Origin of the sequence: Streptococcus mitis (assembly GCF_946188685.1) — a bacterium.
Taxonomy (GTDB): domain Bacteria; phylum Bacillota; class Bacilli; order Lactobacillales; family Streptococcaceae; genus Streptococcus; species Streptococcus mitis_CC.
Genome location: NZ_CAMHWH010000004.1, coordinates 134,339 through 153,703 on the forward strand (window position 1 = coordinate 134,339; position 19,365 = coordinate 153,703).

The 19,365-nt window shown below is 41.2% G+C and carries 15 protein-coding genes and 2 pseudogenes; 12 read left to right on the forward strand and 5 right to left on the reverse strand.

Annotated features, from left to right (window positions below):
- Nucleotides 1-59: 59 nt before the first annotated feature.
- From N8N51_RS05340 to galE, 4 genes are all read right to left on the reverse strand, one after another.
- Complete coding sequence (locus N8N51_RS05340) at nucleotides 60-812, reverse strand: iron ABC transporter ATP-binding protein (RefSeq protein ID WP_261103759.1); 753 nt, start codon at nucleotides 810-812, stop codon at nucleotides 60-62.
- Nucleotides 809-1,765 (reverse strand): iron chelate uptake ABC transporter family permease subunit, encoded by a 957-nt coding sequence (locus tag N8N51_RS05345; protein WP_261103760.1) that lies wholly within the window; start codon nucleotides 1,763-1,765, stop codon nucleotides 809-811. Before N8N51_RS05345 ends, N8N51_RS05340 begins: the two co-directional genes overlap by 4 nt.
- Nucleotides 1,755-2,714 (reverse strand): ABC transporter permease, encoded by a 960-nt coding sequence (locus N8N51_RS05350; RefSeq protein WP_261103761.1) that lies wholly within the window; start codon nucleotides 2,712-2,714, stop codon nucleotides 1,755-1,757. Before N8N51_RS05350 ends, N8N51_RS05345 begins: the two co-directional genes overlap by 11 nt.
- A 143-nt stretch (nucleotides 2,715-2,857) precedes the next feature.
- Nucleotides 2,858-3,856 (reverse strand): UDP-glucose 4-epimerase GalE, encoded by a 999-nt coding sequence (galE, locus tag N8N51_RS05355; RefSeq protein ID WP_203180750.1) that lies wholly within the window; start codon nucleotides 3,854-3,856, stop codon nucleotides 2,858-2,860.
- Nucleotides 3,857-4,149: 293 nt separating this feature from the next.
- Here galE and pepA point away from each other — a divergent pair, with 293 nt between their 5' ends.
- On the forward strand, nucleotides 4,150-5,214 hold the full coding sequence (gene pepA / locus N8N51_RS05360) for a glutamyl aminopeptidase (RefSeq protein ID WP_203180751.1): 1,065 nt from the start codon (nucleotides 4,150-4,152) through the stop codon (nucleotides 5,212-5,214).
- Between the two features lie 20 nt (nucleotides 5,215-5,234).
- The gene (locus N8N51_RS05365) at nucleotides 5,235-5,531 is read left to right on the forward strand and encodes a bacteriocin immunity family protein (RefSeq protein WP_033679682.1); all 297 of its coding nucleotides are present in this window, start codon (nucleotides 5,235-5,237) and stop codon (nucleotides 5,529-5,531) included.
- Between the two features lie 96 nt (nucleotides 5,532-5,627).
- Here N8N51_RS05365 and N8N51_RS05370 read toward each other — a convergent pair whose 3' ends face one another.
- Entirely contained in the window at nucleotides 5,628-7,259 is a 1,632-nt protein-coding gene (locus N8N51_RS05370) for a Na/Pi cotransporter family protein (RefSeq protein WP_049499742.1), read from the reverse strand.
- A 303-nt stretch (nucleotides 7,260-7,562) separates the two neighbouring features.
- Between N8N51_RS05370 and N8N51_RS05375 the strand changes: the two are divergent.
- From N8N51_RS05375 to hrcA, 10 genes and pseudogenes are all read left to right on the forward strand, one after another.
- A pseudogene (locus N8N51_RS05375) lies at nucleotides 7,563-12,341 on the forward strand (endo-beta-N-acetylglucosaminidase); the annotation flags it as partial.
- A gap of 9 nt (nucleotides 12,342-12,350) precedes the next feature.
- Nucleotides 12,351-12,836: pseudogene (locus N8N51_RS10560) on the forward strand (LPXTG cell wall anchor domain-containing protein); the annotation flags it as partial.
- 89 nt (nucleotides 12,837-12,925) lie between these two features.
- On the forward strand, nucleotides 12,926-14,122 hold the full coding sequence (locus N8N51_RS05380; RefSeq protein ID WP_001096746.1) for a phosphoglycerate kinase: 1,197 nt from the start codon (nucleotides 12,926-12,928) through the stop codon (nucleotides 14,120-14,122).
- Between the two features lie 134 nt (nucleotides 14,123-14,256).
- Nucleotides 14,257-14,784: an FUSC family protein gene (locus tag N8N51_RS05385; protein ID WP_049515975.1), complete on the forward strand. Its 528-nt coding sequence runs from the start codon at nucleotides 14,257-14,259 to the stop codon at nucleotides 14,782-14,784.
- A 76-nt stretch (nucleotides 14,785-14,860) separates the two neighbouring features.
- Complete coding sequence (gene glnR / locus N8N51_RS05390) at nucleotides 14,861-15,217, forward strand: transcriptional repressor GlnR (protein WP_000659548.1); 357 nt, start codon at nucleotides 14,861-14,863, stop codon at nucleotides 15,215-15,217.
- Nucleotides 15,218-15,253: 36 nt separating this feature from the next.
- Nucleotides 15,254-16,600, forward strand: coding sequence for a type I glutamate--ammonia ligase (gene glnA, locus N8N51_RS05395; RefSeq protein ID WP_049501990.1), 1,347 nt, complete (start codon nucleotides 15,254-15,256; stop codon nucleotides 16,598-16,600).
- Between the two features lie 113 nt (nucleotides 16,601-16,713).
- Nucleotides 16,714-17,034: a PadR family transcriptional regulator gene (locus N8N51_RS05400; protein ID WP_031233152.1), complete on the forward strand. Its 321-nt coding sequence runs from the start codon at nucleotides 16,714-16,716 to the stop codon at nucleotides 17,032-17,034.
- Nucleotides 17,034-17,609: a DUF2812 domain-containing protein gene (locus tag N8N51_RS05405; protein ID WP_261103762.1), complete on the forward strand. Its 576-nt coding sequence runs from the start codon at nucleotides 17,034-17,036 to the stop codon at nucleotides 17,607-17,609. Before N8N51_RS05400 ends, N8N51_RS05405 begins: the two co-directional genes overlap by 1 nt.
- 34 nt (nucleotides 17,610-17,643) lie before the next feature.
- Nucleotides 17,644-18,156, forward strand: coding sequence for a DUF2812 domain-containing protein (locus N8N51_RS05410; RefSeq protein ID WP_261103763.1), 513 nt, complete (start codon nucleotides 17,644-17,646; stop codon nucleotides 18,154-18,156).
- Between the two features lie 160 nt (nucleotides 18,157-18,316).
- A complete protein-coding gene (gene hrcA, locus N8N51_RS05415) occupies nucleotides 18,317-19,351 on the forward strand; it encodes a heat-inducible transcriptional repressor HrcA (protein ID WP_261056506.1) in 1,035 nt (344 codons plus the stop codon).
- The last annotated feature ends 14 nt before the right edge of the window (nucleotides 19,352-19,365 follow it).

The window sequence follows — 19,365 nt, forward strand, 5'->3', positions numbered from 1 at the left end:
AGTCTCTAGGTTTTATTGACTAAGAGACAAAATTTCTTCTAACTCGAGTTTCTGAGTTGCTAGCTATAGATACAGATCTTTTTGCCATTGATGTCAGCCAGCGTGATGGGAATCTCATATAGTTGACTGAGTAGGTCAGATTGCATGATTTGATTGGTTGTTCCCTTGCTAAAGACTTGACCGTCCTTGAAGGCGACAATTTCATCTGCATACTGACTGGCCATGTTGATATCGTGGAGGACGATGATAATGGTCTTGCCGAGTTCCTCCACCAGTCGCTTGAGAATCTGCATCATACTAACACTTTGCTTGATATCGAGATTGTTGAGTGGTTCGTCTAGCAAGATAAAGTCTGTATCCTGGGCCAGTACCATAGCGATAAAGACTCGCTGGAGTTGTCCCCCAGACAGGCTATCGATGTAGCGGTCTTTTAAGTTGATCAGTTCCAGATAGTCCAGAGTTTCTCGGATTTTTTCCCAATCTTCTGGTCTCAGTCGACCTCGGCTGTAGGGAAAACGTCCAAAACTGACCAGTTCTTCAACAGTCAATTTGGCTTGGTAATTAATCTTCTGCTTTAGGATGGTTAGTTCTTGGGCCAGTTCTTGCGAATTCCAACTCTCGATTTCACGGCCTTTGATACTGAGTATTCCCTGATCCTTCTTGGTCAGTCTGCTCATGATGGAGAGGAGAGTCGATTTTCCAGCACCATTTGGACCAATAAAGGCAGTCAGTTTCTGAGGGGTGACTTCAAGCGTAATACCTTGCAAAATATCCTGTTTTTGAATGGATTTGTCAATGTTTTCCAGTTTCACTGACGCGCCCTCCTGTATAGTAAGATAAAGAATAGGAGCCCCCCTACACTCTCGATAATCATGCTGATGCGAATTTCCAGTGCAAAGACTCGTTCAATCAGGGCCTGCCCCAAGGTCAAACTGATAAATCCGATCAGAATGGCCACGATAAAGAGCAACTTGTGCCGATAGTCTTTGACGATTAGGTAGGTGAGGTTGGCCAGCATAAAGCCGAAGAAGGCCATAGGTCCCACCAGGGCAGTTGCTGTTGAGGTCAAAAGTACGATGCCCCAGAGGAGCTCTTTCTGTTCTTTTTCAACATCGAGTCCCAATATCTGAGCTGTTTCTCTTTGCAGATGCAAGACATCCAGAATGACTGCTTTTCGAAAGAAAAAGATTGTCAAAGCGAGGATGATTAGAGAACCGATGGCGAGGATGGAAGTGTTGAGATGTTGAAAGGAAGCAAAGAGACTGTTCTGCAGTTTATCGTATTCATTTGGATCCATCAGGACTTGGAGGAAGGTACTGATATTTCGAAAGAGACTTCCGAGGGCTAGACAGATCAACAGAATGAAGACCAGGTCTTGTTTCATCAGTGTCTTCAAGTAGCCTTGTAAGGCAAGAAAGAAGAGGGATTGAAGCAGAAGCAAAACTAGGAATTCTAAGATGGGATACTTCCCGAGTTGAAGAAACTTACTTTCAAAAACCAGTAGTAGGGTTTGTAGTAGGACGTAGAAGGATTCAATTCCCAAAATACTTGGCGTCAGGAAGCGATTTTCCGTTAGGGTTTGAAAACTAATGGTCGAAATCCCTGTCGCGATAGCTACCAAGAGATAAACGACAATCTTTTGAGAACGTAGCTTCCAAGCGAAGGTGGACAGGTGAGTAATGGGCCAAAAGTAGAGAAGGCAAGCTCCGATAGCGAGAATAATGAGAAGGCAGAAGAGTTTGGTATGTTTGCTTTTAAACTGCATCTTTTCGTCCCCCTCTCCATAGAAGTAGGATAAAGACGAGGCTACCGATGATTCCTAGCAAGAGACTGACAGACAGCTCATAGGGCCGAATCAAGACTCGAGAGAGGATATCGCAAGCAAGAACTAAATTGGCACCGACCAGTGCTACCATGAGTTTGGTTTGACTCAAATTATCTCCATAACGCTTGCGAACAAGATTGGGAACGATAACTCCGAGGAAAGGTAAGCCACCCACGGTAATCATGGTGACACTAGTCGTTAGCGCAACCAGAAAGAGGGACAGTTTTTCAAGTAGGGAGTAAGAAATCCCCAAACTCTCACTAGCTTCCTTGCCCAGATTCATGATGGTAAAGGTTTGGGATAATTTCCAAACGGCTATCAGGATAATGAGGCCTAAGAAGAGCCACTCATACTGATGAGTCTGAATCATGGAGAAGGAGCCCTGGGTCCAAGCTGTCATACTCTGAACCAGATTGAAACGATAGGCGATAACTTCTGTAACAGAACCGATAATCCCGCTATAGATGATCCCAATCAGAGGCAACATCCACCTTTCCTTTATAGAAAAAATAGTCATGAAGGCTAGGAAGAAGAGGGTGAATGTGATGGATGAAACAAAAGCGAAGAGCATCTTTTGGGTCAGACTAGCCGACGGAAAGACAAAGAGGCTCAGCACCATTCCCAGTTTGGCAGCTTCAGTCGTTCCAACTGTGCTTGGAGCAGCAAACTGATTTTGAGTGATAGTCTGCATGAGAAGTCCTGCCATACTCATACTAGAGGCCGTCAGGAGAATACTGATGGTTCTTGGAAGACGGGACTCTTGAAAGAGAAGCCAAGTTTCATGATCCAGAGCAAAGAGTTTTCCCCATGAAAAATCACTGGTCCCAATGCTAATAGAGAGAAAGACTAGGAGTAGAAGTAAGCCAATTAAATAATGAGAAAGTTTCATACCCCGTCCTTTCATGTAGATTTGGTATCGAAAGATACCTGCGGATATTACTGTAACACGATTTCTTTAATCTGTCAATAAATTTTCTGACAATTTAACAAATAAGACAAGGAGAGAGCGCCAAGGCTTTCTCCTTTGTTATCCTATTCCAAAATGTTTTTGCCTTCTTTAACACGCCAACGATAATCTGATAAAATAATATCTTCGAGGGAGTAGCTAGCCTTCCAATCAAGATATTTTTTAGCTTTTGATGCGTCTGCTAGGACGCTAGCTGGGTCACCAGCACGTCGAGCAACAATTTCGTGTGGTATTTTTTGATTCAGTAGTTCTTCAGCAGTTTTAAAGATTTCTTTGACGGTATAGCCTTTTTCAGTTCCTAAGTTAAAGATTTGAGAAGAACTGTTTTCTTGAAATAGGTAGTTCATTCCTTTAACATGAGCCTGTGCAAGGTCCAAGACATGAATGTAATCCCGAATACATGAACCATCACGTGTATCGTAGTCATCTCCAAATATTTTCAGGCTATCATTTTGTCCCAATGCGGTCTTGTTGATGTTGGGAATGATATGAGTTGGATTTTTCACGCGCAGACCGTTTGAAGCATCCATTTCAGCCCCAGCAACATTAAAGTAACGGAAAATAACATATTTCCAATCATAGCGATTGGCCATCCAGTAAATCATTCGTTCGCCCATCAGTTTTGTTTCTGCATAAGGATTGACAGGGTCGAGCAGGGTATCTTCAGTTGCAGGCTTGTCAATACAGTTATTGCCATAGAGAGAAGCAGTCGAAGAGAACATGATTTTTTGAATACCAACTTCAGATAAGACTTTGAGAACTTGGTTCATACCAGCAACATTGGCAGTGAAGTATTTGCTTGGGTTTTCAATGCTTTCGCTCACAACAATTTCACCCGCACAATGCAGAACAGCGTCAATCTTGTTTTCTTCCAAGTAAGTTTTTAAGGCATTAGCATCATAAACATCCAGTTGTTTAAAGCTAGCACGACTATCTACAGCCGCTCGATTTCCTGTAGAGAGATTATCTAGAACATGTACCTGATAGCCAGCATTTAAAAGAGCTTTAACGGTATGGGAGCCAATGTAGCCAGCTCCACCTGTAACAAGAATTGTTTTGGTCATGATTTTTTCCTTTTTCTAGTTTTGTACTATTTTAAAGAAATAAGAAGGCGAAGTCAACTATTTTCTGCAAATTTCATGAAAAACTGAACAAATATAGCATTGAATTGTTTTGTGTTTGGAAATTAATAGTTTGGTTGATCTTGGAATAGTTCTTAGATTTCACCTCACATGCAAGAAAATACAAGCTTTTTATAAGATACAGTAAGACTAAGATACTAATTTAGAAATCCACCTTCCCGCTATCCTTCTCCTATAAAAAGTGGTAAAATGGATGAAAGAAAGAAGGAACTGAAATGACAACATTATTTTCAAAAATCAAAGAAGTAACAGAACTTGCTGCGATCTCAGGTCATGAAGCACCTGTCCGTGCTTATCTTCGTGAAAAGTTGACACCGCATGTGGATGAAGTGGTGACAGATGGCTTGGGTGGTATTTTTGGTATCAAACATTCAGAAGCTGCGGATGCACCGCGCGTCTTGGTCGCTTCTCACATGGATGAAGTTGGTTTTATGGTCAGCGAAATAAAGCCAGATGGTACCTTCCGTGTCGTAGAAATCGGTGGTTGGAATCCTATGGTGGTTAGTAGCCAACGTTTCAAACTCTTGACTCGTGATGGTCGTGAAATTCCTGTGATTTCGGGTTCTGTCCCTCCACATTTGACTCGTGGTAAGGGTGGACCAACTATGCCAGCTATTGCAGATATCGTCTTTGATGGCGGTTTTGCGGATAAGGCTGAGGCAGAAAGCTTTGGCATCTGTCCTGGCGATACCATTGTCCCAGATAGTTCCGCTATCTTAACAGCCAATGAAAAAAATATCATTTCAAAAGCTTGGGACAATCGCTATGGAGTTCTCATGGTTAGTGAGTTAGCAGAAGCTCTGTCAGGTCAAAAACTTGGCAATGAACTCTATCTTGGCTCTAACGTCCAAGAAGAAGTTGGTCTTCGTGGTGCTCATACTTCCACAACTAAGTTTGACCCAGAAGTTTTCCTAGCAGTTGACTGCTCACCTGCTGGTGATGTTTATGGCGGTCAAGGCAAGATTGGAGATGGAACCTTGATTCGTTTCTACGACCCAGGTCACTTGCTTCTCCCAGGGATGAAGGATTTCCTTTTGACAACGGCTGAAGAAGCTGGTATCAAGTACCAATACTACTGTGGTAAAGGCGGAACAGACGCTGGCGCAGCTCATCTGAAAAATGGTGGTGTCCCATCAACAACAATCGGTGTTTGCGCTCGTTATATCCATTCTCATCAAACCCTCTACGCTATGGATGACTTCTTAGAAGCTCAAGCTTTCTTGCAAGCCTTGGTGAAAAAATTGGATCGTTCAACAGTTGATTTGATTAAACATTATTAAACATAAGGGAGGTGGTAGGGATGGTAGAACCAAACCTAGAAAGCCTTGTAAAAGATCTTTACAATCATGCTCGACATGATTTGAGTGAAGATTTAGTTGCTGCTCTCCTAGAGACTGCTAAAAAACTGCCTACTACAAATGAGCAATTGCTGGCAGTTCGTCTCTCAGGCCTGGTCAATCGTGAATTGCTCCTAAATCCCAAACATCCGGCACCTGAGTTGCTCAACTTGGCTCGCTTTATCAAAAGAGAAGAAGCTAAGTACAGAGGAACTGCAGCTTCTGCGATTATGTATGGGGAGCTCTTTAAAATGCTTTGATTCCATTGTGGATCAAAGCATTTTTTATATGGTAGAAAGGCAATTCTTGGTTAGGAAAAGAAAAAAGCCATCCCATTCAGGATAGCTTCTTGGTTCTTAGATTTGTTCAGCGATGACCTTTTCAGCTAGATTCATAGCATGGTCTGATACACGAGTGTAGTGGGAAATGATGTCGATAAAGTTGACCCCAGCTTGTGTTGAACACTCGCCCTTGTTGAGGCGCTTGATGTGGGTCTTTCTGAGAACACGTTCCATATTGTTGATTTCTTTATGGCGTTCAATCAGACTTTGAGCTTTTTCAATATCATTGTTTTCTACACTATCAAGGGCATCCTTGATAAAGCCAGTGGTTTTTTGATAGATATCAGCTAGTTCTTGTAAAGCAGCTTCAGAGAACTCAACATTTTTACGTTGAAGGTAGTCGGTCAGATTGATTAGGGCTTCTGCGTGGTCCCCAATCCGTTCCAAATCACGGGATGAATCAAGAATGTTGGTGAGCACTTCACTTTCTTTCTGGCTAAGTGCCTCGCTTGAAAGAGTAATAAGGTAACGAGTCAATTTTTCATCAATGGTATTGATAGCTTCTTCCGTCTTGTGGCCTTTTTCAGCAACCTTTTCATTGAGGTCAATGATGTAGTTGTATGAAAGGTCAAAGGCTTTGGAAGCATAATTTCCCAAGTGAAGTAGTTCTTTCTTTGCATTTCCGAGAGCGATTGATGGAGCTTGTTTAATCAAATGCTCATCAAGATAAAGTGGCTCGTACTTCACAACTTCATCTTCACCAGGGATGAGCTTGGTTACAAAGTAGGCTAAGGCACCGATGAAGGGAAATTGGATAATAGTATTTGTGATATTAAAGGTTCCGTGGGCGAAGGCAATAGTCATTTCTGGAGCCAGATTGAGTGTAGATTCAAACCATTGAATCAAGCCAGTGAAAGGTACAAGGAAGACAATACAGATAACCGTACCAATCACGTTAAAGGCGACATGGGCACCAGCAACACGTTTGGCAGCGATATTGGCTCCAAGAGAAGCAATAATAGCTGTAATGGTCGTTCCGATATTATCACCAAACAAGACTGGTAGGGCACCTTGTAGATCAATCAAACCACTTGCGTAAAGATTCTGTAGGATACCGATAGTTGCGGAAGAAGCTTGAATGAGTAGGGTTAGTCCAGTTCCGACAAAGACACCGAGAATAGGACTCTTACTTAGTTCAACCATGTAGTCTCTAAAGACTTGCAGGTCTTTTAGAGGCTCCATTGCACCGCTCATAAGATTGAGAGCGAAGAAGATACCACCTACACCAAAAATGATACGTCCGATGTTATTGATAGAGCGATTCTTGGTGAAGAAGAGACAAATCGCTCCGATGAAAAGCATTGGTAAGGCATAATCTCCTAGCTTAAAACCGATGATAAAGGATGTAACGGTAGTTCCAATATTGGCACCCATGACAATACCGATAGCTTGACGCAAGGTCAAAAGTCCTGCGCTGACTAGCCCCACTGTAATGACTGTGACACCAGAACTTGACTGAATTAGCGCCGTCATACCGATACCAACTAGCACACCGAAGAACGGATTGCTAGTGTACTTGTCAATGTAAAAACGAAGGCGATCTCCAGCAGCTTGTTGCAAACCGTCTCCCATGGTCTTGATACTATATAAGAATAGTCCCAGACCACCTAAAAAGTGAAATAAAATTTCCTGCCAATTAATGGACATTTCTTTTTCCTCCGAAAAATAATAACGGAATTTCTCCTATTCTATTTTAAAGGATAAAAGTAAATCTAACAAGTGTTAAGCTGAGATTTTAGAAAGAAAATTCGTTAGAATGGGCCTTAATTATATTAATTTTACCAATTTCTAACCTAGATATAGGTATTTCCTTTTATATATTGACATTTAAAAGAAATATTTTAAAATGAGGGAGGTATTATCTTGGTCCCTGTGATTGGGATAAAAATTTTATAAAGAAAGTTAAGCGCTTTCTTTTATGCAACAAAATCAATCCTTTAGGAGGAGAAAATGAAGAATCCATTTTTTGAAAGACGTTGTCGTTACAGTATTCGTAAGTTATCAGTAGGAGCCTGCTCGCTGATGATTGGGGCTGTTTTATTTGCTGGTCCAGCCTTGGCAGAAGAAACTGCAGTTCCTGAAAATAAGGGAGCCAATACAGCGCTTGTTTCAGGAGAGAGTGAGCATCCAACTAATGAAGCTGACAAGCAGCATGAAGGAGAACATGCTAGAGAAAATAAGTTAGAAAAGGAAGAAGGAGTAGCGACAGTATCTGAAACTGCTTCGCCAGCAAGCAATGAAGCTGCGACTACTGAAACCACAGAAGCAGCTAGCGCAGCTAAACCAGAGGAAAAACCAAGTGAGGTGGCTGCAGAAACATCATCTGTAGAAGCAAAACCTAAGTCTGACAAGGAAATAGAAGCAAAGCCTGAAGCAACTAGCCAAGGAGATGAGTCTAAGCCAGCAGCAGAAGCTAATAAGATTGAAAAAGAAGTCCAGCCAGATGTCCCTAAAAATACAGAAAAAACATTAAAACCAAAGGAAATCAAATTTAATTCTTGGGAAGAATTGTTGAAATGGGAACCCGGTGCTCGTGAAGATGATGCCATCAACCGCGGCTCTGTTGCCCTCGCTCCACGTCGGACAGGTCATTTGGTCAATGAAAAAGCTAGCAAGGAAGCAAAAGTTCAAGCTCTATCCAACACCAATTCTAAAGCAAAAGACCATGCTTCTGTTGGTGGAGAAGAGTTCAAGGCCTATGCTTTTGACTATTGGCAATATCTAGATTCAATGGTCTTCTGGGAAGGTCTCGTACCAACGCCTGACGTTATTGATGCAGGTCACCGTAACGGGGTTCCTGTATACGGTACACTCTTCTTCAACTGGTCTAATAGTATTGCAGATCAAGAAAAATTCGCTGAAGCTTTGAAGCAAGACCCAGATGGTAGCTTCCCAATTGCCCGTAAATTGGTGGATATGGCCAAGTATTATGGCTATGATGGCTATTTCATTAACCAGGAAACAACTGGGGATTTGGTTGAACCTCTTGGAGAAAAGATGCGCCAGTTTATGCTCTATACCAAGGAATATGCTGCTAAGGTAAACCATCCAATCAAGTATTCTTGGTACGATGCCATGACTTATAACTATGGACGTTACCACCAAGATGGTTTGGGAGAATACAACTACCAATTCATGCAACCAGAAGGAGATAAGGTTCCAGCAGATAACTTCTTTGCTAACTTTAACTGGGATAAGGCTAAGAATGATTACACTATTACAACTGCCAACTGGATTGGCCGTAATCCTTATGACGTATTTGCAGGTTTGGAATTGCAACAGGGTGGTTCCTACAAGACCAAGGTCAAATGGAATGACATTTTAGATGAAAATGGGAAATTACGCCTTTCTCTTGGTTTATTCGCCCCAGATACCATTACAAGTTTAGGAAAAACTGGTGAAGATTATCATAAGAATGAAGATATCTTCTTTACAGGTTATCAAGGTGATCCTACTGGCCAAAAACCAGGTGATAAAGATTGGTATGGGATTGCTAACCTAGTTGCTGACCGTACGCCAGCAGTAGGTAATACTTTTACTACTTCTTTTAATACAGGTCATGGTAGAAAATGGTTCGTAGATGGTAAGGTTTCTAAGGATTCTGAGTGGAATTACCGTTCAGTTTCAGGTGTTCTTCCAACATGGCGCTGGTGGCAAAAATCAACTGGCGATAAGTTGAAAGCAAGCTATGATTTTGAAGATGCTTATAATGGTGGAACTTCTCTCAAATTTGCAGGGGATCTTTCAGGTGCGACCAAGCAAGATGTGAATTTGTACTCTACTCGCTTGAAGGTGACAGATACAACCAAATTGCATGTTGCCCACAAAGGAGGCAAAGGGACCAAGGTTTATGTAGAATTTGCAACCAAGAAAGATTATACCTACGGTGATGAAGCTGCCCGTAAAGAATTAACAGTTTCAGATGACTGGACTACCAATGATTTTGATTTGAGTTCCTTGGCAGGTAAAACAATTTACGGTATTAAACTCTATTTTGAAAATGATAAAGGCTTAAAAGGTTATCAATTTAACCTGGGGCAATTGACCATCAGCAATAATCAAGATGCTCCTCAGGCACCAACCACAGTAGCTGTAGCCAAACAAGTCCTTAAAAATGCCCAAGAAGCGGAAGCAGTTGTACAATTTAAAGGCAACAAGGATGCAGATTTCTATGAAGTTTACGAAAAAGATGGAGACAGCTGGAAATTACTAACTGGCTCATCTTCTACAACTATTTATCTACCAAAAGTTAGCCGCTCAGCAAGTGCTCAAGGTACAACTCAAGAACTGAAGGTTGTAGCCGTTGGTAAAAATGGGGTTCGTTCAGAAGCTGCAACAACAACCTTTGATTGGGGCATGACTGTAAAAGATACTAGCCTACCAAAACCATTAGCTGAAAATATCGTACCAGGTGCAACAGTTATTGATAGTACCTTCCCTAAAACAGAAGGTGGGGAAGGCATCGAAGGCATGTTGAATGGTACCATTACCAGTCTTTCAGACAAGTGGTCTTCTGGACAGTTAAGTGGTAGTGTGGATATTCGTTTGACCCAGCCACGTACAGTTGTTAGATGGGTGATGGACCATGCTGGAGCTGGTGGAGAATCTGTAAACGATGGTTTGATGAATACCAAAGACTTTGACCTCTATTATAAAGATGCGGATGGTCAATGGAAGTTGGCTAAGGAAGTCCGTGGCAATAAAGCCCATGTTACAGATATTACCCTTGATAAGCCAATCACAGCTCAAGATTGGCGCTTGAATGTTGTCACTTCTGACAATGGAACACCATGGAAGGCTATTCGTATCTATAACTGGAAAATGTATGAAAAGCTTGATACTGAGAGTGTCAATATTCCGATGGCCAAGGCTGCAGCCCGTTCTCTAGGCAATAACAAGGTACAAGTTGGCTTTGCGGATGTACCGGCCGGAGCAACCATTACCGTTTATGATAATCCAAATTCTCAAACTCCGCTTGCAACCTTGAAGAGCGAAGTTGGAGGAGACCTAGCAAGTTCACCATTGGATTTGACAAATCAATCTGGTCTTCTTTACTATCGTACCCAGTTGCCAGGCAAGGAAATTAGTAATGTCCTAGCAGTTTCCGTTCCAAAAGATGACAGAAGAATCAAGTCAGTCAGCCTAGAAACAGGACCTAAGAAAACAAGCTACGCCGAAGGGGAGGATTTGGACCTTAGAGGTGGTGTTCTTCGAGTTCAGTATGAAGGTGGAGCTGAGGACGAACTTATTCGCCTAACTCACGCGGGTGTATCAGTATCCGGTTTTGATACGCATCATAAGGGAGAACAAAATCTTACTTTACAATATTTGGGGCAACCGGTACATGCTAATTTATCAGTGACTGTTACTAGTCAAGATGAAGCAAGTCCGAAAACTATTTTGGGAATTGAAGTAAGTCAGGAACCCAAAAAAGATTACCTAGTTGGTGATAGCTTAGACTTGTCTGAAGGACGCTTTGCAGTGGCTTATAGTAATGACACCATGGAAGAACATTCCTTTACTGATGAGGGAGTTGAAATTTCTGGTTACGATGCTCAAAAGACTGGTCGTCAAACCTTGACGCTTCGTTACCAAGGACATGAAGTCAACTTTGATGTTTTGGTATCTCCAAAAGCAGCATTGAACGATGAGTACCTTAAACAAAAATTAGCAGAAGTTGAAGCGGCTAAGAACAAGGTGGTCTATAACTTTGCTTCACCAGAAGTAAAAGAAGCCTTCTTGAAAGCAATTGAAGCGGCGGAACAAGTGTTGAAAGACCATGAAACTAGCACCCAAGATCAAGTCAATGACCGACTTAATAAATTGACAGAAGCTCATAAAGCTCTGAATGGTCAAGAGAAATTTACGGAAGATAAGACAGAACTTGATCGCTTAACAGGTGAGGCTAAAGAACTCTTGGCTGCCAAACCAAACCATCCTTCAGGTTCTGCCCTAACTCCGCTTCTTGAGAAAAACAAGGCCTTGGTTGAAAAAGTAGATTTGAGTCCAGAAGAGCTTGCGACAGCGAAACAGAGTCTAAAAGATCTGGTTGCCCTATTGAAAGAAGACAAACCAGCAGTCTTTTCTGATAGTAAAACAGGTGTTGAAGTACACTTCTCAAATAAAGAGAAGACTATCATCAAGGGCTTGAAAGTAGAGCGTGTTCAAGCAAGTGCTGAAGAGAAGAAATACTTTGCTGGAGAAGATGCACATGTCTTTGAAATAGAAGGTCTAGATGAAAAAGGTCAAGACGTTGATCTCTCTTACGCATCTATTGTGAAAATTCCAATTGAAAAAGATAAGAAAGTGAAGAAAGTCTTCTTCTTGCCTGAAGGCAAAGAGGCAGTAGAATTGGCTTTTGAACAAACGGATAGTCATGTCATCTTTACAGCGCCACACTTTACTCATTATGCCTTTGTTTATGAATCTGCTGAAAAACCACAACCTGCTAAACCAGTAGAAAAAGTTATTTCAAGCAAGGAACCAACTGAAGGTGTCAAGAATTTGGTTGTGGATACTCCAAAATTAGAAATTGAAGAGACAAGTATTGCCTTCGAACACCAAGAACGTCCCAATCCAAATCTCCCAGTCGGTCAACGTCAACTTGTCCAAGCAGGAGTTGAGGGACAAATTCGTCGCTTGATTGAAGTAGATAGTCAAGGCAATCGTACGCTTCGCGCTACAGAAGTTTTGAAAGAAGCAAGCCCTGAAATCGTAGAAGTAGGTACTGGTCTCATTCCTGCCAATCCAGCACCACAAAACACAGACCTTCCAAAACCTACTAATCAAGCGGCTTCTGATCAACAAAAGGCTCCTAAATTGGAAGTTCAAGAGGAAAAGGTTGCCTTTGACCGTCAAGAGCATGAAAATGCTGATATGCTAGTTGGGGAACAACGAGTCATCATACAAGGACGAGATGGTCTGTTGAGACATGTCTTTGAAGTTGATGAAAACGGTCAGCGTCGTCTTCGTTCAACAGAAGTCATCCAAGAGGCGATTCCAGAAATTGTTGAAATTGGAACAAAAGTAAAAACTGAACCAGCAGTAGCGCCTACACAAGAAAAACCAGCCCAAAATACAGCAGTTAAATCAGAAGAAGCAAGCAAACAATTGCCAAATACAGGAACTGCTGATGCCAATGAAGCCCTAATAGCAGGATTGGTAAGCCTTGGTCTTGCTAGTTTAGCCTTGACATTGAAACAGAAAAAAGAAGATGAAGATTAAATATCGAAAAATCTTGTGAAATCTTTCCTTATATTTCCAAAGTGTGATATAATAGTTTCGAATAAAATAAATAAAGGGGTTTTTGTAACATGGCAAAACTTACTGTTAAAGACGTTGACTTGAAAGGTAAAAAAGTCCTCGTTCGTGTTGACTTCAACGTACCATTGAAAGATGGCGTAATCACTAACGACAACCGTATCACAGCAGCTCTTCCAACTATTAAGTACATCATCGAACAAGGTGGACGTGCAATTCTTTTCTCTCACCTTGGACGTGTGAAAGAAGAAGCTGATAAAGCTGGTAAATCACTTGCTCCTGTAGCGGCAGACTTGGCAGCAAAACTTGGTCAAGATGTTGTTTTCCCAGGTGTCACTCGTGGTGCTGAATTGGAAGCAGCTATCAACGCTCTTGAAGATGGACAAGTTCTTTTGGTTGAAAACACTCGTTACGAAGATGTTGACGGCAAGAAAGAATCTAAAAACGATCCTGAACTTGGTAAATACTGGGCATCACTTGGAGATGGTATCTTCGTAAACGATGCATTCGGTACAGCTCACCGTGCACACGCATCTAACGTTGGTATCTCAGCAAACGTTGAAAAAGCAGTTGCTGGTTTCCTTCTTGAAAACGAAATTGCCTACATCCAAGAAGCAGTTGAAACTCCAGAACGTCCATTCGTGGCTATCCTTGGTGGTTCAAAAGTTTCAGACAAGATCGGTGTTATCGAAAACTTGCTTGAAAAAGCTGATAAAGTCCTTATCGGTGGTGGTATGACTTACACATTCTACAAAGCACAAGGTATCGAAATCGGTAACTCACTTGTAGAAGAAGACAAATTGGATGTTGCGAAAGCTCTTCTTGAAAAAGCAAACGGTAAATTGATCTTGCCAGTTGACTCAAAAGAAGCTAACGCATTTGCTGGTTACACTGAAGTGCGTGACACTGAAGGTGAAGCAGTTTCTGAAGGCTTCCTTGGTCTTGACATCGGTTCAAAATCTATCGCCAAATTTGACGAAGCTTTGACTGGTGCCAAAACAGTTGTATGGAACGGACCTATGGGTGTGTTTGAAAACCCTGACTTCCAAGCTGGTACAATCGGTGTGATGGACGCTATCGTAAAACAACCAGGCGTTAAATCAATCATCGGTGGTGGTGACTCAGCTGCTGCAGCGATCAACCTTGGACGTGCAGACAAATTCTCATGGATCTCTACTGGTGGTGGAGCATCAATGGAACTTCTTGAAGGTAAAGTTCTTCCAGGACTTGCAGCCTTGACAGAAAAATAAGATTTTATAAACAATCAAAGAAGAGAGGAATGAAAGTTCCTCTTTTCTTTTGCTTAAAATAAAAACGCTTCCTCTCAACTATTACTCATAAAAATCACCGATTTATGATAAAATGGAAATAGAAAGTTGAGATTATGAGTTATTTTAAAAAATATAAATTCGATAAATCCCAGTTTAAACTTGGTATGCGAACCTTTAAAACAGGTATTGCTGTTTTTCTAGTTCTCTTGATTTTTGGCTTTTTTGGCTGGAAAGGTCTTCAAATTGGTGCTTTGACAGCTGTGTTTAGCCTGAGGGAGAGTTTTGATAAGAGTGTTCATTTTGGGACTTCGCGTATTTTAGGAAATAGTATCGGTGGCCTCTATGCCCTTCTCTTCTTCCTATTAAATACCTTTTTCCACGAAGCTTTTTGGGTGACCTTGGTTGTTGTTCCAATCTGCACCATGTTAACCATTATGACAAATGTAGCCATGAATAACAAAGCAGGTGTTATTGGTGGTGTAGCAGCTATGTTAATCATTACCCTATCGATTCCGAGCGGTGAAACGATTTTGTACGTATTTGCGCGTGTATCGGAAACTTTCATGGGAGTTTTTGTCGCAATTCTCGTAAATTACGATATTGATCGTATTCGGCTCATTTTAGAGAAAAAAGAAAAATAATGTTACATTTTATAACATTATCAATTGACGTTTGTCTTTTTTTAGACTATAATAGACAGAAAGAAGGAAATTGTAAATGAAGGAAAAAGAATTTCGCCGAAATATGGCTGTTTTTCCTATCGGCAGTGTTATGAAGTTGACCGACCTATCGGCGCGTCAGATTCGTTATTATGAAGATCAAGAGTTGATTAAGCCTGATCGAAACGAAGGGAACCGTCGCATGTATTCCTTGAATGACATGGATCGTCTGCTTGAAATCAAAGATTATATCTCTGAAGGTTATAATATCGCTGCCATCAAGAAAAAATATGCTGAACGTGAAGCGAAATCCAAGAAAGCGGTGAGTCAGACTGAGGTGCGTCGTGCACTTCATAATGAACTCCTCCAACAGGGTCGCTTTGCTTCAGTACGGTCACCTTTTGGTCGCGGTTAGGCAACCGCAAGTAGTTATACATTAAGGAGAAAACTCATGCCAATCACAGCTGCAGATATTCGTCGTGAAGTCAAGGAAAAAAATGTTACCTTTATTCGTCTCATGTTCTCAGATATTTTGGGAACCATGAAAAACGTCGAAATTCCTGCTACAGATGAACAGTTAGATAAAGTCTTGTCAAATAAGGCTATGTTTGATGGATCTTCTATTGAAGGTTTTGTACGTATCAATGAGTCAGATATGTACTTGTACCCTGACTTGGATACATGGACAGTCTTCCCTTGGGGAGATGAAAATGGAAGTGTTGCAGGTTTGATCTGTGATGTCTATACAACAGAAGGTGAGCCATTTGCAGGTGATCCTCGTGGCAATTTGAAACGTGCTCTTCGTCACATGGAAGAAGTGGGATTCAAGTCCTTCAACCTTGGACCAGAACCAGAATTCTTCCTATTTAAACTTGATGAAAATGGAGACCCAACACTTGAAGTAAATGACAAGGGTGGCTACTTTGATTTGGCGCCTACTGACCTTGCGGACAATACACGTCGTGAGATTGTCAATGTCTTGACCAAAATGGGATTTGAAGTAGAAGCAAGTCACCATGAGGTTGCGGTTGGACAACATGAGATTGACTTTAAGTACGATGAAGTTCTCCGTGCTTGTGATAAGATTCAAATCTTTAAACTCGTTGTTAAAACCATTGCTCGCAAACATGGTCTTTACGCAACCTTTATGGCCAAACCAAAATTTGGTATTGCCGGATCAGGTATGCACTGTAATATGTCCTTGTTTGATGCAGAAGGAAACAATGCCTTCTTTGATCCAAATGATCCAAAAGGAATGCAGTTGTCAGAAACGGCCTACCATTTCCTTGGCGGTTTGATCAAGCATGCCTACAACTATACTGCCATTATGAACCCAACGGTTAACTCATACAAACGTTTGGTTCCAGGTTATGAAGCGCCTGTTTACATTGCTTGGGCTGGTCGTAACCGTTCACCACTTGTGCGCGTGCCTGCTTCACGTGGTATGGGAACTCGTCTTGAGTTGCGTTCAGTGGATCCGATGGCAAACCCATATATCGCTATGGCTGTTCTTTTGGAGGTTGGTTTGCATGGTATTGAAAATAAAATCGAAGCACCAGCTCCTATCGAAGAAAATATCTACATCATGACAGCAGAAGAGCGTAAGGAAGCTGGTATTACAGACCTTCCATCAACCCTTCACAACGCTTTGAAAGCTTTGACAGAAGATGAAGTTGTCATAGCGGCTCTTGGAGAACATATCTATACTAGTTTTCTTGAAGCCAAGCGAATCGAATGGGCAAGTTATGCAACCTTCGTTTCACAATGGGAAATTGATAACTATTTAGATCTTTACTAATATAGAAGAAAGATTGCCTGAGGGTGGTCTTTTTTCTTGTGTTTTATATCGAGATGTGATATATTTTATATAACGAGGTGCGATATATTGAACTGAATAGAAGGTGGTTATAAATGGAATTAACGGATAAGATTCGTCGAGTTTATCTTCCGATGACGGAAACGGGTTTTTATATCTTGTTCTGTCTGCAAAAGGAAGGTCATGGGTACAGTATTACGCAAAAGGTCAAGGAGATGACAGATTTGCAAGTTTCGATTAGTCCTGGAACTATGTATGGAACCTTGTCAAAGATGGAAAAGGATGGTTTGATTTCCTTTGTCCGCGAAGAGGAAAAACGGAAAATCTATCAGATTACAGACTTGGGACGCAAAGTCTTAGATATTGAATTGAAGCGTATTGAACGGCTCTACAGAAATAGTCGGGAGGAAGGGTGATGGAAAAGAAAATTGTTTACCGAATTTTTACAATTGCGGATTATGAGAGGGAGGCTCTATACTTTAGAGAAATGCATGCTAAGGGTTGGAAACTTAGAAAAGTAAGCTACTCTATCTTATTGTTTGCAGTTAAGTATACCTTTGAAAAGTGTCACCCTGAGCAAGTGTCTTATAAGTTGGATTTTTACCCAATGGAAAACTCAGAGAGAACCTCCTATTTACAACTGTTTAAAGACTGTGGCTGGGAGCATATTACAGACTTTAATAGTTTTTCCTATTTTAGAAAAGCATATTCTGAAATTGAATCGAATGCAGAATTTGAAATCTATAATGATGCTACTGGGAAGTTAGCTATGGTTAATCGCATTTTAAGACTGCGATTAGTACCTGTTTTACTTTTGCTAGCCATACATATACCATTCTTACTTAAATTGCTCAATAGAAGTAATGCGTATGGTCTATGGAGTTTACTTGCGGTCGGGCTAGATATTTTCTTGTCTTTAATCCTCTTGTTAATAGTTGCCTATATTAGCTGGAAGTTATGGCATAAAAAGAAGGAATTATCAGATTTATGATAGGGGAGGCATGCTCAAAATTGGAGGGAAAGTCATGATAAATAAAAAGCAATTCCGGATTTTCACCATTGTTGATTTGGACAAGGAAGAAGAATATTTACATGAGATGCATTTGAAAGGTTGGAGGTATAGAACTAGTCGTTTTGGTTTGTTCTATTTTGACCAATGTCAACCAGACGATGTTATCTACTGTATCTATGATTCTAGATTTCTTAAAAAGTATAAGTATGAACTGCAAGATTTTAGAAATAGAGGTTGGGAATTGATAGGAGCAGGTTCTTGTTCGATTCTTCGTAAATCGTCTTCTAATTTACTTCCAGAGGATCAAGTCTATATCAGTAAGGGGCTCAGATGGGAAGTTATGCGAAATAGACTTCGTTCATGTACAGTTGCTTTCTCAGGTGGTCTTGTTGTTTGTATGAGTTCGTTTAGAGAAGAACTGTCGCAATCTTTCTTTGTCATTTTTGCTCTATATGCCTTTATGATTTCTTATCTAATTTATGGTTATTTCAGACTAAAAAGGAAATACCGAGTAGATGGAAGGTAGGGTTCTAGGTCTTCAGACTGATTTTTAGCACTCTTGATAAAAGAGTGCTAATTTTTTGAGTTTTTATCTTGACATTCTCTTCTAAGGGTGTATAATAGAATCATAAGTTAGCACTTGAGGGTATTGAGTGCTAATCGATCAGACAGAGAGGAGTGATGAGATGGTTACAGAGCGTCAGCAGGATATTCTAAATCTCATTATTGACATCTTTACCAAAACGCACGAACCTGTCGGATCCAAAGCCTTGCAAGAGTCTATTAACTCTAGCAGTGCAACTATTCGTAATGACATGGCGGCTCTAGAAAAGCAAGGTTTGCTTGAGAAGGCTCATACTTCAAGTGGTCGGATGCCAAGTGTTGCTGGTTTTCAGTACTATGTAAAACACTCACTGGATTTTGACCGACTGGCTGAAAATGAGGTTTATGAGATTGTCAAAGCCTTTGATCAGGAATTCTTCAAATTGGAGGATATTCTGCAAGAGGCTGCTAACCTGCTGACAGACTTGAGTGGCTGTACGGTAGTAGCACTGGATGTTGAGCCGAGCAGGCAACGTTTGACAGCCTTTGATATCGTCGTTTTGGGGCAACATACAGCCTTGGCAGTATTCACCCTAGACGAGTCGCGAACGGTTACCAGTCAGTTTCTGATTCCAAGGAACTTCTTACAGGAGGACTTGCTGAAGCTGAAGAGCATCATTCAGGAACGTTTCCTCGGCCACACCGTTCTAGATATTCACTACAAGATTCGGACGGAGATTCCGCAGATTATCCAGCGTTACTTCACAACAACGGATAATGTCATTGATCTCTTTGAACACATCTTTAAGGAAATGTTCAACGAAAATATCGTGGTGGCTGGCAAGGTTAATCTCTTGAATTTTGCCAATCTGGCAGCTTATCAGTTCTTTGACCAACCGCAAAAGGTGGCTCTGGAGATTCGTGAGGGGTTGCGTGAAGATCAGATGCAAAACGTCCGTGTTGCGGACAGTCAAGAGTCCTGTCTAGCTGACCTAGCGGTGATTAGTAGTAAATTTCTCATTCCTTATCGGGGAGTTGGAATTCTAGCCATTATCGGTTCGGTCAATCTGGATTACCAACAGCTAATCAACCAAGTCAACGTAGTCAACCGTGTTTTGACCATGAAGTTGACAGATTTTTACCGCTACCTCAGCAGTAATCATTACGAAGTACATTAAGATTGAAATCATTA

What these genes read in the sequence shown, in the direction of transcription:
- N8N51_RS05370 (WP_049499742.1), bottom strand. Translation starts at nt 7,259, where the DNA reads ATGTCCATTAATTGGCAGGAAATTTTATTTCACTTTTTAGGTGGTCTG.
- N8N51_RS05350 (WP_261103761.1), bottom strand. Translation starts at nt 2,714, where the DNA reads ATGAAACTTTCTCATTATTTAATTGGCTTACTTCTACTCCTAGTCTTT.
- N8N51_RS05365 (WP_033679682.1), top strand. Translation starts at nt 5,235, where the DNA reads ATGGTAGAACCAAACCTAGAAAGCCTTGTAAAAGATCTTTACAATCAT.
- N8N51_RS05405 (WP_261103762.1), top strand. Translation starts at nt 17,034, where the DNA reads ATGGAAAAGAAAATTGTTTACCGAATTTTTACAATTGCGGATTATGAG.
- glnA (WP_049501990.1), top strand. Translation starts at nt 15,254, where the DNA reads ATGCCAATCACAGCTGCAGATATTCGTCGTGAAGTCAAGGAAAAAAAT.
- N8N51_RS05345 (WP_261103760.1), bottom strand. Translation starts at nt 1,765, where the DNA reads ATGCAGTTTAAAAGCAAACATACCAAACTCTTCTGCCTTCTCATTATT.
- pepA (WP_203180751.1), top strand. Translation starts at nt 4,150, where the DNA reads ATGACAACATTATTTTCAAAAATCAAAGAAGTAACAGAACTTGCTGCG.
- glnR (WP_000659548.1), top strand. Translation starts at nt 14,861, where the DNA reads ATGAAGGAAAAAGAATTTCGCCGAAATATGGCTGTTTTTCCTATCGGC.
- N8N51_RS05410 (WP_261103763.1), top strand. Translation starts at nt 17,644, where the DNA reads ATGATAAATAAAAAGCAATTCCGGATTTTCACCATTGTTGATTTGGAC.
- N8N51_RS05385 (WP_049515975.1), top strand. Translation starts at nt 14,257, where the DNA reads ATGAGTTATTTTAAAAAATATAAATTCGATAAATCCCAGTTTAAACTT.
- N8N51_RS05400 (WP_031233152.1), top strand. Translation starts at nt 16,714, where the DNA reads ATGGAATTAACGGATAAGATTCGTCGAGTTTATCTTCCGATGACGGAA.
- hrcA (WP_261056506.1), top strand. Translation starts at nt 18,317, where the DNA reads ATGGTTACAGAGCGTCAGCAGGATATTCTAAATCTCATTATTGACATC.
- galE (WP_203180750.1), bottom strand. Translation starts at nt 3,856, where the DNA reads ATGACCAAAACAATTCTTGTTACAGGTGGAGCTGGCTACATTGGCTCC.
- N8N51_RS05380 (WP_001096746.1), top strand. Translation starts at nt 12,926, where the DNA reads ATGGCAAAACTTACTGTTAAAGACGTTGACTTGAAAGGTAAAAAAGTC.